Source organism: Allorhizobium pseudoryzae (assembly GCF_011046245.1).
Lineage (GTDB): Bacteria > Pseudomonadota > Alphaproteobacteria > Rhizobiales > Rhizobiaceae > Neorhizobium > Neorhizobium pseudoryzae.
Genome location: NZ_CP049241.1, coordinates 574,318 through 587,602, shown reverse-complemented (window position 1 = coordinate 587,602; position 13,285 = coordinate 574,318). Strand labels below are relative to the sequence as shown.

Here is a 13,285-nt window from a genome sequence, read left to right as displayed (position 1 = left end):
AAGGGGTGGCAGACATGATGTTTGGCCGGATATGCAGGACCTGGGGCAGGGCGCTTGCGCTTCTCGCTCCGCTGGCAGCCGTCGTATGGGCGGGCGATGCCCATGCGGACATGGGCATCGCCGTGGTTCCGAGACAGATCATCTATCCGGGCCAGGAAATCTCTGCCGCCTTCCTTCAGGAAGTCGAAGTCACCAATCCCAATCTCGCCGGCGGGTACGCAACATCGATGCAAGAGGTCGAAGGCATGGTCAGCACGCGCACGCTGCTGCCCGGTCGGACGATCCTGATGTCGACCCTGCGGGCTCCCTTCGCCGTCAAGCGTGGCGCGGCGGTTCGACTGACGTTTTCGATCGGCAACATGATGATCTCGGCCTCCGGCACGCCGCTGGAAAACGCGGCCATCGGTGACGTGATCCGTGTGCGCAATACCGATTCCGGCGTGATCGTCTCCGGAACCGTCATGGGTGACGGGACGGTGCAGGTGATGGCAAAATGATGAAGCGAATTCTGGCCGCCGCAGGTCTTGGCCTCCTCTCTTTCCTCTCGACTCATGGAGTGACGTTCGCCGATGCCTCCCGCATCAAGGATATCGCCTCTCTCCAGGCCGGTCGCGACAACCAGCTGATCGGCTACGGCCTCATCGTCGGCTTGCAAGGAACCGGTGACAGCCTGCGCTCCTCGCCGTTTACCGACCAATCCATGCGCGCCATGCTGCAGAACCTCGGCATCTCGACGCAGGGCGGCCAATCGAGCGCGAAGAACGTTGCGGCCGTCATGGTCACTGCCAACCTGCCACCGTTCGCGAGCCCCGGCAGCCGCATGGATGTGACGGTCAGTTCGCTCGGCGATTCCACTTCGCTGCGCGGCGGCACGCTGGTGATGACCTCATTGTCCGGTGCCGACGGCCAGATCTATGCGGTGGCGCAGGGCTCGATCGTCGTATCCGGCTTCAGCGCCCAAGGTCAGGCGGCTTCCGTGACGCAAGGGGTGACCACCGCCGGACGCGTGCCGAATGGCGCGATCATCGAGCGGGAACTGCCCTCCAAGTTCAAGGATGCGGTGAACCTGGTTCTCCAGTTGCGCAACCCGGATTTTTCCACGGCGGTGCGCATTTCCGATGCCGTCAACCGCTTCGCCGGCCAGCGGTATGGCTCGGGCATCGCCGAGGCGCGTGATTCCCAGGAAGTCATCATCCAGAAGCCGAAATCGGCGGACCTGACGCGGCTGATGGCGGAAATCGAAAACCTCGTGGTTGAAACCGATACGCCGGCCAAGGTGGTGGTCAACGAACGTACCGGCACGGTCGTGATCGGTGCCGATGTGAAGGTGTCCCGCGTTGCCGTCAGCTACGGCACCTTGACCGTCCAGGTCACCGAGACGCCGCAGATCGTTCAGCCGGAACCCTTTTCCGATGGCGTGACGGCCGTCCAGCCGCAAACCGATATCAGCGTGATGAAGGAGGGCAGCAATGTCGCCATCCTCAACGGGCCGGATCTGCGCACGCTGGTTGCGGGTCTGAACAGCATCGGCGTCAAGCCGGACGGCATCATCGCGATCCTGCAGGGCATCAAGTCCGCGGGCGCGCTTCAGGCGGAGCTTGTGATCCAATGATGGACATGATGGTCAGGACAGACACGGAAGAACAGCGCGCGCATCGCCGTCGCAACCGCACGCTTCTCCGGTTCGCCGCGGTGGGCGCCTTGCTGTTGCTGGTTCCGCAGGTGAACGCGCAACAGGCAAGCCCGGCACTGCCCAGCACGACCGCAGAGGATATCGAGAAGTTCTGCACGAACATTGCCGATACCGCCCGCGACCAGCGATACCTGCTGCAGAAGCAGGAGCTTGAAAAGCTGCAGTCGGACGTCGATCAGCGCATCGTTCTCCTCGAAAAGCGCAAGGCCGAATACGAGGAGTGGCTGAAGCGTCGCGACGATTTCATGGCCAGGGCGGAAGCCGGGCTGATCGAGATCTACAAGACGATGAAGGCGGATGCCGCCGCCCCCCAGCTGCAGGAAATGCGGCCGGAACTGGCGGCTGCCATCATCATGAAATTGCCGGCGCGCCAATCGGGCCTGATCCTCAGTGAAATGGACCCCAAGAAGGCCGGCATGATTTCCATGATCATGTCGAGCGCTGCCGACCCCAAGACTTCGAAGGACCGTTCATGACCAAGCGCGCCCCCGCTCTGCTGGCTGTACTGATGCTTGCAGGCTGTCAGAGCCAGACCATCAAGGAAATCGGCAATGCGCCGTCCATGAGCCCGATCGGCAGCGGACTGCAATATGCCCAGACCCCGCAGATGGGTCTCTACCCGAAGCAGCCGCGCCAGATGTCGAACGGTTATTCGTTGTGGAGCGACAGCCAGGCCGCCCTCTTCAAGGACGCCCGCGCTCTCAATGTCGGCGACATTCTGACCGTCGATATCCAGATCAACGACAAGGCCGACTTCGACAACGAAACGGATCGCAGCCGCACCAATTCGACCGGCCTCAAATGGGATGTCGGGGCGAGCATTCTCGGCTGGAAGCCTTCCACCAACGGCGATCTGGGCACCGATTCCGATACCTCCACCAAGGGCAAGGGCTCGACGAAGCGCTCCGAAAAGCTCAATCTGCTGGTCGCCGCCGTCGTCACCGGCGTGCTGGAGAACGGCAATCTGTTGATCAGCGGCTCGCAGGAAGTGCGCGTCAACCACGAGATCCGCATCCTGAACGTGGCCGGTATCGTGCGGCCGCAGGATGTCAATGCAAAGAACACGATCTCCTATGACCGGATCGCCGAAGCGCGCATCTCCTACGGCGGCCGCGGTCGCCTGATGGAAGTTCAGCAGCCGCCGGTCGGACAGCAGGTGGTCGACCTGTTCTCGCCGTTCTGATTGCGGAGAGGGCGAAAGGATGACGCATGGCTGAGGAAGCAGCAGAAGGCGCCCCGGAGAAGAAGAAGGGCGGACTGGTGATGACGATTGCCGGCGTTGCCGTGGTCACGCTCGTGGGCGCCGGCGGCGGCTGGGTTCTGGGCGGCATGATCGCACCGAAACCACCGGCGACAGAAGAGCCGGCAAAGCCGGCGGCAGCGGCAGGGCACGGTGAGAAGAAGGAAGAGGGGCTTCCGCATATCTCCACCGAGGCGAATGGTGTCGTCCAACTGGAGCCGATCACCACCAATCTCGCCTATCCTTCCGATAGCTGGATACGGCTGGAGGTGGCGCTGGCGTTCAAGGGACATCCGGAACTGCCGCTGGCGGAAGAGATCCATCAGGATATCCTTGCCTACATGCGCACGGTTTCGCTGCAGCAGATCGAGGGCCCGCGCGGCTTTCAATATCTTAAGGACGACATTCAGGAACGTGTTGACCTGCGTTCTCAAGGCAAAGTATCGAAGGTGATGTTCAGAACCTTCGTGATCGAATGATTCGACTCCTTTCGCTGCTTGCCATTTTTATGATGGTGCCGGGCCTTGCCCTTGCCCAGCAATCTCCGGTGGATCTTCTCAATCTGCCGGTTGATGGCTCCGCAGCCGCGTGGATCATCCGCACCTTCGGGCTTCTGACCGTCCTGTCGATTGCGCCGGGCATCCTGGTGATGGTCACCAGCTTCCCGCGCTTCATCATCGCCTTTTCGATCCTGCGCACCGGCATGGGGCTGGCGACCGCCCCCTCCAACCTGGTGCTGATCTCCATGGCGCTGTTCATGACCTTCTACGTCATGTCACCGACCTTCGACCGCTCCTGGAACGAGGGTGTGCAGCCGTTGCTGCGCAACGAGATCGACGAGGCGACCGCCGTGCAGCGGATCGCCGAGCCGTTCCGCACCTTCATGACCGCCAATACCCGCGACAAGGACCTTTCGCTGTTTGTGGAGATTGCAGAGGAACGCGGCCAATCCGTCGGCACCCCGGAGGCGATCGACTACCGGGTGCTGATCCCGGCCTTCATGCTGTCGGAAATCCGTCGGGGTTTTGAAATCGGTTTTCTGATCGTGCTGCCTTTCCTGGTGATCGACATGATCGTTGCCGCCATCACCATGGCCATGGGCATGATGATGCTGCCGCCGACGTCCATCTCTCTGCCCTTCAAGATCCTGTTCTTCGTGTTGATCGACGGATGGAACCTGCTGGTCGGTAGTCTGGTGCGCTCGTTCAATTGAGCCATCGGCTTTGCGCGGATGCGCAGCGGCAGAAGCGCGTCGAGCCGCTGCCCTACCTCCGCCGATCGACCCGACCCATTACGCCTTGCGTTCAAACCGGTAGAAATACTGCGTCGTTTCCGCCCGGTTGCGCAGGTGCTCGGGGAAAGCGTAGCCTTCGTCCGTCATGCGGAAACCGGCCTGCAGGAAGGTCGCTTCGAAATCGGCCTTCAGCTCTGCCCGGGTGCGGTAGACACCGTTGTAGTACTCGTTCAACTCCTGCGAGAAGAAGTCCTTGAGTGTCAGGCGCGTGGCAATATCCGATATGGACTCCCGGATGTAGACGAGGGCCTCGGGCGCCGCGAGATCGGCCATCAGTTGAAGGGTCCGGATCACCGCCTCATCGTTGAGGTAGATCAGCAGACCGGTGATGATGAGGACATCGAAGGGCGGCTGAACAGGCAGTGCCGCGACATCGATGTGCGGCACCTGCGCAATGGCGAAATGAATGTCGTGCTGGCCAGCATTCAACTCCCTGCCTTTGGCGATCAATTCGCCCGAGAAGTCGATGCCCATGTAGGTGTGGCCACCATCGCCGTAGTGAAGCGCCAATCGGCCGGCCCCGCAACCGAGATCCAGGATTTTCGAGGGCCTGTCCAGCCGCGGCAGCAGCATCTCGCGCTCATGCCTGTCCCGCTCGATGGCGATCACCGATCCCTCGGGCTGCAACATCACGGCATTGATGGAGTTGGCTTCGCGGCGGGCGCGGTCGTCAAAGAACTTCTGAACCTTGGACGGGTCGATATCGACCTTCGCGTCGTACAATCTGCTCATGGCGGATCCTGCGTTGTCGGCCTGCCGTTGCGCATGGCAGAAACGTTGGTGGGGCGGACGGCGTGCCTGCGGGAGGCCGCGATCCATGGGGCGGTCAGGAGGCGAGGGCTTTCAAGTCGAAGAGATCCGTATGGCTCAACGCCAGCCGCATGTCTTCGGCCGTATCGATCTCATAGGAGACGATCTCGTGACCGATGATCGGAAGGTACGCCTTCAGATGTTCGTAGACCGGCGTGTTTCCGATGGTGTCGAATGTGGTGACAGGCAGCCAGGCGATGTTGGACCACTCGTACTCTGTCGGCTCTTCCCGGCGGAAACCGACGATCTGGTCGCCTTCCGTGATGGCGAAGACGGCGTCCTTCGTCTTGGTCTGGGTGATGGCAAGTTTCGGCGCGCCAGGCTCGCAGGCCGCGAGGAAGCGCGCAAAGCTTGCAGGCTCCAGCAGAAGGTCGCCATCCATGAACAGGCAGTCGCCGCTCATGTGCTGGCAGCCCAGCGTGTAGCTGTGCAGCGTGGTGGTGGAGCGGAAGTTCGGGTTGCGCACGACGATCACGTCGCGGCCGAGCTGCTTCAGCTCGGAAATCACCGCCTTCTCTTCGAAGCCGACGATCACCCGCACGTCCTCGACCTCGCTCAACTGGGCCAGAAGGTGCTTCAGGATTTTGACGCCTTCGACTTCGACGAGGCATTTGGGCTTTCCCTGCCCGAGGCGTGACCCCAGGCCTGCCGCGGCGATTACAGCGTGTTTAACAGTCGGCATAGCGATTTTCCGTCGAGGGCCACGTAATTGGAGACCGAGACAAGAGCGTCCGGCGCGCTGTGGATGCCATAGAAGGCGATGCCGATATCGGCGACGTCGAACATCGGAACATCGTTGAACCCGTCGCCAATGGCCACCAGCCGTTCGAAATGCTCCTTGAGCTCCAGGGCGGCAATGTTCTTGCGCATCACCGTGTCGAGGCCTGTCACGTGCCCATGGGCATCGGTCATGGCCGTCGAGGTAAAGAAGCGGCAACCCAGGCGCTCCTGCAGCGGCTGAACCCACAGATCGAGATTGCCGGTGACAACGAACGAACGCTCCCGATTTTCCCGGATGAACGCTTCGATGTCGGGATCGAACTCGACCTCGGAAACTACGGACCGGATGCGGTCCAGCCCAGCCGTTCGCAGGATGGCGAAACGCAGGCGGAAGGAATCCTCGAAGGGGATCATGCCGGCCATGGTGAGCTCGGTCAGCAGCCGCATTTCCGGCTCCAGCCCGAGTTCGGAAGCGATCATCGGCAGAAGCTCGGCCTTGGTGATCGTTCCGTCCAGATCGAAGGCGAAGGCCGTTTTCTGCTTCTGGCCCGGCACGCCGGCCGGTGACGTGGTGAAGGTATGTTCCAAAGCAGGCGAATCGGCGCGATACATGTCTCAGGACCTCGATGAATGGATGCCGTCAGCAATGGAATCCAGGATGATACGAGAGGCTGGCTCCTGCCGTGGCCTCAGAACCTCGAGCAGATCCTGACGCTCCTTTTCCAGCGGCCACGCCTTGCCGTCCTTGTAGGACAGTGCGGCCGTGCGCATCTCCTCAAAACTGTCTACCCGATGAGCCGCGGCTTCGGCCAGCCGCCCGAGGTGGTTGAAGCGCGCATGGACGCCGGAATCGATGAAGACGATCGGTTTGGCAAACAGGTGGTATTCGGTCAGGAACGACACGCCGTCCGTCAGCATCATGTCGGAGGCGTCGAAGAGCTCGCCATAGCTGCCTTCGCAGATCGCGCAGTTCGGCAGCGCCTCCCAGGTCTGCAGGAAGCTTGGATAATCCGGATCGTTGATCGCACCCGATCGAGGCGCCGAATAGGAGAGCGCCGGATGCGGCTTGTAGACGAACTGGATGTCCGTGGCCTGCTGCGCCCATTCCAGCATCTGCCGGTAGATCTTGTGGAAGACCCCGAAACCCTCGCCATGAATGGCCAGCGAATGATGGGGCGCCCAGATGATGCGGAAACTGCGCCCGTTCGGCTCGGGGATCGGCCAGACGCCCTTGCCCTTGGCTTCCAGAAGCTTGTCCAGCTTCGAGTAGCCGCTCAGCACGAACTTGTCCGGGTCCGAATGGGCGAAGGAGCGGTAATAGGTGCGCGTGATCTCGGTCTCGCAGAACACCCGCCAGGCCATCCGGTGATAGGCCTGGTCGTAATTGTTGTCGTAGGCCTCGTCCGACGTATCGGTCGAATTCGGTTTGGCCAGCAGACCCATGCCGTAGGGGACAACGCAGATGCGCGCGAAGGTGATTTCGGGCGTGCGCAGGCCTGGCGGCACGGGGCTGTCCCATTGCTGTTGGCGGAAGACGACGTCCGGGTTCAGGCTGCGCAGAATATCCAGCGCCTCGAGCGACGAAACGTTCATGCGCAGATGCGGGATGTTCTGCTCCGTCAGGCCTTTGTGCACCTCTTCTTCACCGGTGAATTCGGCGCGGCCCAGCTGGCTGTTGTTGATGGACACGACGATCGGGTGGAAGCGGGCGTCGTCCACCATCGACCAATAGACATCCGCCAGGGCATCCCACATTGGAATGGACTGCACGATGAACACGCAGCGGATCCTGTCGATGGGCGGACGCAGCTCTCGCAGAGTCAGGTTGCTGACCTGCTTCAGGGTATGGAAGTTCGCGGCGATCTGGTTGAACCGGTAGTCAAGCTTTGAGAGCGCTTCGTTGCTCAGCGTCACCTTGTCCTGCGCACTCGCCTCAAGTGCCGACTGGATGATCCCGGCGATCTGGCCGGGCAGTGCCAGGTGTTGCGTGTGGAAGGATTGCAGCAGCTTGGCGATCTCGATCTGGATGGCGCCCTGCACCTCGATCTTCTCGTTCAACCCGCCAATATCCTGACGCAGGGCCGCAATCTGCTCCGACAGATCCGAACCTGAGATCGGTTGACTGGTGGGGTTGATCTCAGACATTCCACGTCCTCGTGCATCTCTAGGTCGACAGGTGCGGTGCAGCCGACGCCAGCACACGCTTCATAAGCATCACCACGCTAGCGGATCAGGCTTTCCTCAAGCTGGCGGGACAATGAAGGCCATCGGGAGAAAACAGCAGTCGCTGCATTCGCGGCCGGCATTGTCATGCCAGAGCGTCCGTTTCCTGCAGTATCTTCGAGAGCATCAGCGTCCCGTAGGCGGCGTTTGCATGGTAGTCGCCGGGCATTTTGGCAAAATGATCCAGCATGGCGCCGGATGCGTCGTAAACTTCTGCCGGCGGCAGGTGATAGGGAACGCCGAGATCATCCAGACGCGCACAGACATGGTCGCGGAACCGATTGTAGATCAACGCGACTTCCCCTTCGGCAAAATTCGACTTGCCGGCCAGGCGGTGATAGCTCGCCGGCGCCGGACAACAAGAGGCAACGGAAAAGCGGACCTTCATGGAAGTGAGTTGCCGGAAGAAGGCCAGAGGCTCCTTCATGGTCTCCTCGATGATGGCGGCGAAGGCGCGGCGGGTCACCAGCTGCCGGTCAGGGCTCCAGAGGGCGGCCGTGTGCGTCGTCCAATGCTCGGCGTTGAAGCCGAAGCTCGGATAGAAACCAAAGACGAAGACAAAGCGCCGGACATCCTGCAGTTCGATGACTGGAGAATGGTCGTGATTGAGCTTCGCGAACGTGGTGCGTGCGCCATCCTGCGTGAAGGCGACAGCACGTCCGTCAAATCGGAAGAACGGCTCCAGGAAATTGTAGCCGTGGCCGAGCTGCGCGATGCGGATCTGGCCATGCCGGCTGCGAATGCTGTCCTGGCCCGCTTTCAGGGCGCCATCGCGCAGCGCCTGGATGTGCGAGTCTCCGATGATCTCAAGCATAGCCGAGTTCCTGCGCCTGCATCATCTCCTCGCACTGGACCTCCAGATCACCCAGCAGCTGCTGCTTGATCATGGAGGGGGAGGATTGTCCCTCAGAGGGGGGCGCGCGATGCTCCTTCAGGAAGTGGGACATCACGTAATCGACGCCGGCAGCGTTCACGCTGCGCTGGTTGTGATCATAGAAGAGGCCGCGCATGGAGGGCGCGGCGATGATTTCGTAGGATGGGAAGTAATCGACGAAATCCAGCTCCGAGGCGAGGTGACCAGCAACGGCCCGCAGCACGGACTTCGAGTAGAGCGTTGCAGCCAGCACGTGATGATCCGTGCGTGTCGCGGTGAGCGGCACCGGCGAGACCGTGAGAATGAAGCGCATCTGGGGATTGAGCTGGCGCATCTTGCCCATCACCGCGACAAGATCCTCGAAGATCTCGAAATAGTTGAAGTTCTTGAACACATGGTCTTCGTCGCGAAACTGGCCCGCGACCGTGCCGGGACAGAGCGGAAAGACCGCGCCATCGTGCCGCGACTGCCAGGCTTCGGTCAGGCCCAAGGTAAAGATGAAGACATCCGTTTGGTGAAACATCTCGCGCACCGCCGACAGATGCGTCTGTCGCGAACGCTCCAGTTCTGCAACGCTCTCGAAGGGATCCGGCTCGAGCAGCGGCCGGAAGGGGTCGGCGAAGCCATCCCCGCGGACCCACGGCTTCTCTTCCGGCGCAAAACCGCCCATGGCGCGTTCGAAGGTCTGGTGCAACTGCCGGGCGGTGTAGATATTGCAGAACCGCGCCGAATAGACTCCGTAATTGTAGCTTTGCGCCAGTGCCGGGGGAAACAGCGAAGGCGCAGGTTCGAAATCCCGGAAATTAAAACCGCTGCGCTTCAGCGTTTTGGCAATATGCTGTGCAAAGCAGCTGCCGGCCGTGCTGATGCGCGCGTCAGCCGGAATGTCGAACTTCTTGCGATAGAGGCCCGTCAGCTGGAGCGGATGGGTTTCCGCCACGGCCTTGCGCCAGACGGCGCGGTCCGGCAGCGTGCTGTAGGGGTGGAGCATATCACCGGGGGTGGCCGTCATCTGCATTGCTCTCCTGCCGGCGATCTACCGGCTCTGTCCGATCGACGGTCGCTTATTCCTTCTCGACAAGAAAGGGCTCGGTGCGCGGCGGCAGGGCGGGTACATCGATATGATCCGGTTCCAGGTTTTGGCGCGCGCGCTCGGCCATCAGTTCGTAAGCCGTCTCCAGATGTCTGCAGAAGCGTTCGGCATCGAACAGCGGCTTGACCAGCCGGTTTTCTTCCAGTCTCGCCTTGAACGGCTCCAGACTCTGGCGGTTCTTGAAGAAATCGACAGCCATGCGGACATAGTCGTCTTCCGTCTCAGCAATCAGTTCCGGCACGCCCACGGCGTGCAGCAGGCTCTCCGAGACGCGTGAGGCAAAGTGGCTGCCCTTCAGGGTCAGCACCGGCAGCCCCGCCCACAGCTGTTCGGATGTGGTCGTGTGACCATTATAGGGGAAGGTGTCGAGGCCGAGATCGGCGAGCGTCAGGCGGGCCAGATGCTCCTCGTAGGAAACCACTTTGGTAAAGACGATACGTTTTGCCTCGATCCCGGCCGAGGTGAACCGACGCAGCAGGTTGTCGCGCGCCTCGTCCGCCTTGCACATCAGCCAGAGAACGCTGCCAGGCGTCGCCTTCAGGATCTTCACCCAGAGATTGACGTTGGCCAGCGAAATCTTGCGGGTCGCGTTAAACGAACCGAAGACGAAGGCATCGTCCGGCAGGCCGGCATCGGCTCGGGTGAAGAGGTCGCGACGCGGACGGTTGAACGGGTCGTTCGGCTGATAGCTTTCCGGCATTCGGCAGAACTTTTCCCAGTAATGCGGCTTCGACGCATCCGGCAGCACATGATGATCGCCGATGATGTAATCGAGATCGATATTGACCGTGGTCCCCGGGAAGCCCAGCCATGCCACCTGCACCGGTGCGGCCTGATGGTTAAGGATGCCTGGACGGCCTCCGCGCGTGTGGCCCTTCAAGTCGATCAGAATATCGATGTTGTGGTCGCGGATGACCTGCGCCGCTGCGGCGTCATTCAAGTCGCGGATGGTGACGATCGTGCCCCATTTGCTGCGGTCCTGATCGATCTCCGCCGTCAAGTGCTTCGGGTCCGTATAGCAGAAGACCGTGACGTCGAACTTGTCGCGGTCGTGCAGGGAGAGCACGCTGCCTGCCAGTTTCATGGTGGCATGATCGTGCCAGAGGTCTGAGGACAGGTAGCCGATCCTGAGCTTCTTGCCCCAGGCATGCGGACGCCAATGGCGCTCGATCGGGTTTGTCGCCGGAAAGGCATCCGGCTTGTAGCTGGCAATCTTGTTGAGCGCCTCGTCCGCCAGCCAGTGCAGATTGTAGAAGGGGGCTTCCACCTTCATCATCTGCGCCGGGTTCTTGGAGAGCATCCGGTTCAGTTCCGGCTGCAGGCGCTCCATCTCCCAGTAATTGTTGACTTCGCGCTGGAAGACGAGATGCGCCATGATGACCACGATGCTGCGCGGCAGACGCTCCAGGAGATTGGCGACGGTTTCGCGGTCGCGCGGATTTTCCGGCGTGCCTGTCAGAAGCAGGAAGGCAAGGCTGTTGTGCTTGGAGTTTGAACTTGTGGACAACGCCGGCAAAAAGACGCGGACCATGTCCTTTTCGCCGCGCTTCAGAAAGAGCGAGGTGATGATGAAGGCAAGCTCCGGATCCTGTCTCGCGCGTTCCAGGAGAGGTCGTCCCAGGCTCAGTGCAAGGTCATCCTGACCCAGCTCGAAATAGATCTTCATCGCCTCGGTGTAGAAATCCTCCGCCCGCGAACCGCCCAATTCTCCCGCCAGCACGTAGATCTTCGCCGCATCCTCCTTGAAACCCAAGGCAACGAGCGTTTTGGCCAGAAGAGCATAGGTCTTTACGTCCCTGGAGTGATCAAGGAGCGCGTTCAGCGACGCCAGAGCCTCGGTGTATTGGCCCTTGTGGAAACTCTTCGATGCACTTGAGAACAGGGATTGAGAGGTCAACGTCGGGCTCCAGGGCTAACATTCGGATCATGGACGCGGGGCACGCAGGCCGCGTTCTGCCGGAAAGCATAGGGATTGGAGCTTGTCCGAAACCGGTGTCGGAGCATCGTTTACGAATCAGTGACCATTTCACTCGGTTTGTCGAGTCCGATTTAAGGAATCCGCAATCATTCTCTGCGAGTGTCACACTCACATGACGGGTTTGGTTTCTGAGGCAAAACAGAACCGAGTGGGCATGAAGCCAGACGTCATTACCGGTTTTCAAGCCCGGTATGTCCCCAACAGTACCAAAGTCAACAAGGGACTATAACTATGACCAGTATTCTGACCAACTCATCTGCAATTGCAGCTCTCTCGACCCTGCGCTCCATCAACAGCGACATGGAAACCACGCAGAACCGCATTTCGTCGGGCTACAAGGTCGAGACCGCAGCGGACAACGCAGCCTATTGGTCGATCGCTACCACCATGCGTTCCGACAACAAGGCTCTCGGTACCGTTCAGGATGCACTCGGCCTCGGCGCCGCGACCACCGATGTCGCCTACACGGCGCTTGAGTCCTCCATCAAAGTCGTCGACGATATCAAGGCAAAGATCACCGCCGCTTCCGAGCCGGGCGTTGACAAGGACAAGATCCAGAAGGAAATCGATCAGCTGCAGGACCAGCTGAGCTCGATCGCCAAGTCGGCCTCCTTCTCCGGCGAAAACTGGGTTTATCACACCGCTTCCGCCGGTGCCGGCACCCAGGCCATCGTGGGCGCTTTCAACCGTGACAACGCTGGCAATGTCAGCCTGACGACCCTGGAATACGACACGACCAACTCGTCGCTGATCGAAGTCAACACGGCTGGCGCCAACGTCACCAACGGCTCTGGCATGCTCTCCAAAAACATGAGCTTCTCCAGCGCGACTGGTGCGACCGTATCGCTGACCTACTCGGTTCTGTCGCTCGACATCAGCAACATGACCACCGGCGACCTGTCGAAGGCCCTTTCGGGTGTTGACGCTGTCCTGCAGGACATGACGGACGCAGCCGCTGACGTGGGTGCGATCAACAGCCGTATCGACATGCAGACCGGCTTCGTTTCCGATCTGATGGACTCGATCAAGGAAGGCGTCGGCAAGCTGGTTGATGCCGACATGAACGAAGAATCGACCCGCCTGAAGGCTCTGCAGACGCAGCAGCAGCTGGGCATCCAGGCTCTGTCGATCGCCAACAGCGACTCGCAGAACGTTCTGTCGCTCTTCCGTTAAGAGCCGGCCGAATTACCGAGATCCGACGGACGTTCGCGCGTGCCGTCCATCAAACCCGCCAGCCTCGCTGGCGGGTTTTTTGCGTGATCCGTCCAAAGGTGCACACCGGTTCTGCTCCCGGTCGAATGCAACCTTGGATCAATGCGACAGTCTATGACAATTCCCGGATAGCATTCCGGTCTCCCAG

14 protein-coding genes are annotated in these 13,285 nt (G+C 60.7%); 7 read left to right on the top strand and 7 right to left on the bottom strand.

Annotated features, from left to right (window positions below; genetic code table 11):
- Positions 1-14 precede the first annotated feature (14 nt).
- The 6 genes from flgA to fliP are packed head-to-tail and all read left to right on the top strand — an operon-like array spanning position 15 to position 4,146.
- The gene (gene flgA, locus G6N78_RS02870; protein WP_165215576.1) at positions 15-497 is read left to right on the top strand and encodes a flagellar basal body P-ring formation chaperone FlgA; all 483 of its coding nucleotides are present in this window, start codon (positions 15-17) and stop codon (positions 495-497) included.
- Positions 494-1,612 (top strand): flagellar basal body P-ring protein FlgI, encoded by a 1,119-nt coding sequence (locus G6N78_RS02865; protein WP_370691473.1) that lies wholly within the window; start codon positions 494-496, stop codon positions 1,610-1,612. Before flgA ends, G6N78_RS02865 begins: the two co-directional genes overlap by 4 nt.
- A gap of 8 nt (positions 1,613-1,620) precedes the next feature.
- Positions 1,621-2,169: a MotE family protein gene (locus tag G6N78_RS02860; RefSeq protein WP_165221203.1), complete on the top strand. Its 549-nt coding sequence runs from the start codon at positions 1,621-1,623 to the stop codon at positions 2,167-2,169.
- Positions 2,166-2,876: a flagellar basal body L-ring protein FlgH gene (gene flgH, locus G6N78_RS02855; protein WP_165215574.1), complete on the top strand. Its 711-nt coding sequence runs from the start codon at positions 2,166-2,168 to the stop codon at positions 2,874-2,876. Before G6N78_RS02860 ends, flgH begins: the two co-directional genes overlap by 4 nt.
- 26 nt (positions 2,877-2,902) lie before the next feature.
- Positions 2,903-3,412 carry a flagellar basal body-associated FliL family protein gene (locus G6N78_RS02850; protein WP_165215571.1) on the top strand — a complete coding sequence of 170 codons (510 nt, stop codon included), beginning with the start codon at positions 2,903-2,905 and terminating at the stop codon, positions 3,410-3,412.
- Positions 3,409-4,146 carry a flagellar type III secretion system pore protein FliP gene (gene fliP, locus G6N78_RS02845; RefSeq protein ID WP_165215569.1) on the top strand — a complete coding sequence of 246 codons (738 nt, stop codon included), beginning with the start codon at positions 3,409-3,411 and terminating at the stop codon, positions 4,144-4,146. The genes G6N78_RS02850 and fliP overlap by 4 nt, the downstream gene beginning before the upstream one ends.
- Positions 4,147-4,224: 78 nt before the next feature.
- On the opposite strand, the gene G6N78_RS02840 is transcribed toward fliP, so the two are convergent.
- The 7 genes from G6N78_RS02840 to G6N78_RS02810 form a co-directional block, all read right to left on the bottom strand.
- A complete protein-coding gene (locus tag G6N78_RS02840; protein WP_165215566.1) occupies positions 4,225-4,959 on the bottom strand; it encodes a class I SAM-dependent methyltransferase in 735 nt (244 codons plus the stop codon).
- Positions 4,960-5,053: 94 nt separating this feature from the next.
- Entirely contained in the window at positions 5,054-5,719 is a 666-nt protein-coding gene (locus G6N78_RS02835) for an NTP transferase domain-containing protein (RefSeq protein WP_165215564.1), read from the bottom strand.
- Positions 5,695-6,369 (bottom strand): HAD-IB family phosphatase, encoded by a 675-nt coding sequence (locus G6N78_RS02830; RefSeq protein ID WP_165215561.1) that lies wholly within the window; start codon positions 6,367-6,369, stop codon positions 5,695-5,697. The genes G6N78_RS02835 and G6N78_RS02830 overlap by 25 nt, the downstream gene beginning before the upstream one ends.
- A 3-nt stretch (positions 6,370-6,372) precedes the next feature.
- Entirely contained in the window at positions 6,373-7,902 is a 1,530-nt protein-coding gene (locus tag G6N78_RS02825; RefSeq protein ID WP_165215558.1) for a CDP-glycerol glycerophosphotransferase family protein, read from the bottom strand.
- 163 nt (positions 7,903-8,065) lie between these two features.
- Entirely contained in the window at positions 8,066-8,794 is a 729-nt protein-coding gene (locus tag G6N78_RS02820; protein WP_165215556.1) for a hypothetical protein, read from the bottom strand.
- Positions 8,787-9,866, bottom strand: a complete 1,080-nt coding sequence (locus tag G6N78_RS02815; RefSeq protein ID WP_234905867.1) for a GSCFA domain-containing protein — start codon at positions 9,864-9,866, stop codon at positions 8,787-8,789. The genes G6N78_RS02820 and G6N78_RS02815 overlap by 8 nt, the downstream gene beginning before the upstream one ends.
- A gap of 52 nt (positions 9,867-9,918) precedes the next feature.
- Positions 9,919-11,844 carry an O-linked N-acetylglucosamine transferase, SPINDLY family protein gene (locus G6N78_RS02810; protein WP_165215551.1) on the bottom strand — a complete coding sequence of 642 codons (1,926 nt, stop codon included), beginning with the start codon at positions 11,842-11,844 and terminating at the stop codon, positions 9,919-9,921.
- Positions 11,845-12,156: 312 nt separating this feature from the next.
- Between G6N78_RS02810 and G6N78_RS02805 the strand changes: the two genes are divergently transcribed.
- Positions 12,157-13,098 (top strand): flagellin N-terminal helical domain-containing protein, encoded by a 942-nt coding sequence (locus tag G6N78_RS02805; protein ID WP_165215548.1) that lies wholly within the window; start codon positions 12,157-12,159, stop codon positions 13,096-13,098.
- Positions 13,099-13,285: the final 187 nt, after the last annotated feature.

What these genes read in the sequence shown, in the direction of transcription:
- G6N78_RS02815 (WP_234905867.1), bottom strand. Translation starts at nt 9,866, where the DNA reads ATGACGGCCACCCCCGGTGATATGCTCCACCCCTACAGCACGCTGCCG.
- G6N78_RS02865 (WP_370691473.1), top strand. Translation starts at nt 494, where the DNA reads ATGATGAAGCGAATTCTGGCCGCCGCAGGTCTTGGCCTCCTCTCTTTC.
- G6N78_RS02860 (WP_165221203.1), top strand. Translation starts at nt 1,621, where the DNA reads ATGGTCAGGACAGACACGGAAGAACAGCGCGCGCATCGCCGTCGCAAC.
- G6N78_RS02840 (WP_165215566.1), bottom strand. Translation starts at nt 4,959, where the DNA reads ATGAGCAGATTGTACGACGCGAAGGTCGATATCGACCCGTCCAAGGTT.
- flgH (WP_165215574.1), top strand. Translation starts at nt 2,166, where the DNA reads ATGACCAAGCGCGCCCCCGCTCTGCTGGCTGTACTGATGCTTGCAGGC.
- fliP (WP_165215569.1), top strand. Translation starts at nt 3,409, where the DNA reads ATGATTCGACTCCTTTCGCTGCTTGCCATTTTTATGATGGTGCCGGGC.
- G6N78_RS02830 (WP_165215561.1), bottom strand. Translation starts at nt 6,369, where the DNA reads ATGTATCGCGCCGATTCGCCTGCTTTGGAACATACCTTCACCACGTCA.
- G6N78_RS02850 (WP_165215571.1), top strand. Translation starts at nt 2,903, where the DNA reads ATGGCTGAGGAAGCAGCAGAAGGCGCCCCGGAGAAGAAGAAGGGCGGA.
- G6N78_RS02805 (WP_165215548.1), top strand. Translation starts at nt 12,157, where the DNA reads ATGACCAGTATTCTGACCAACTCATCTGCAATTGCAGCTCTCTCGACC.
- G6N78_RS02835 (WP_165215564.1), bottom strand. Translation starts at nt 5,719, where the DNA reads ATGCCGACTGTTAAACACGCTGTAATCGCCGCGGCAGGCCTGGGGTCA.
- flgA (WP_165215576.1), top strand. Translation starts at nt 15, where the DNA reads ATGATGTTTGGCCGGATATGCAGGACCTGGGGCAGGGCGCTTGCGCTT.
- G6N78_RS02825 (WP_165215558.1), bottom strand. Translation starts at nt 7,902, where the DNA reads ATGTCTGAGATCAACCCCACCAGTCAACCGATCTCAGGTTCGGATCTG.
- G6N78_RS02820 (WP_165215556.1), bottom strand. Translation starts at nt 8,794, where the DNA reads ATGCTTGAGATCATCGGAGACTCGCACATCCAGGCGCTGCGCGATGGC.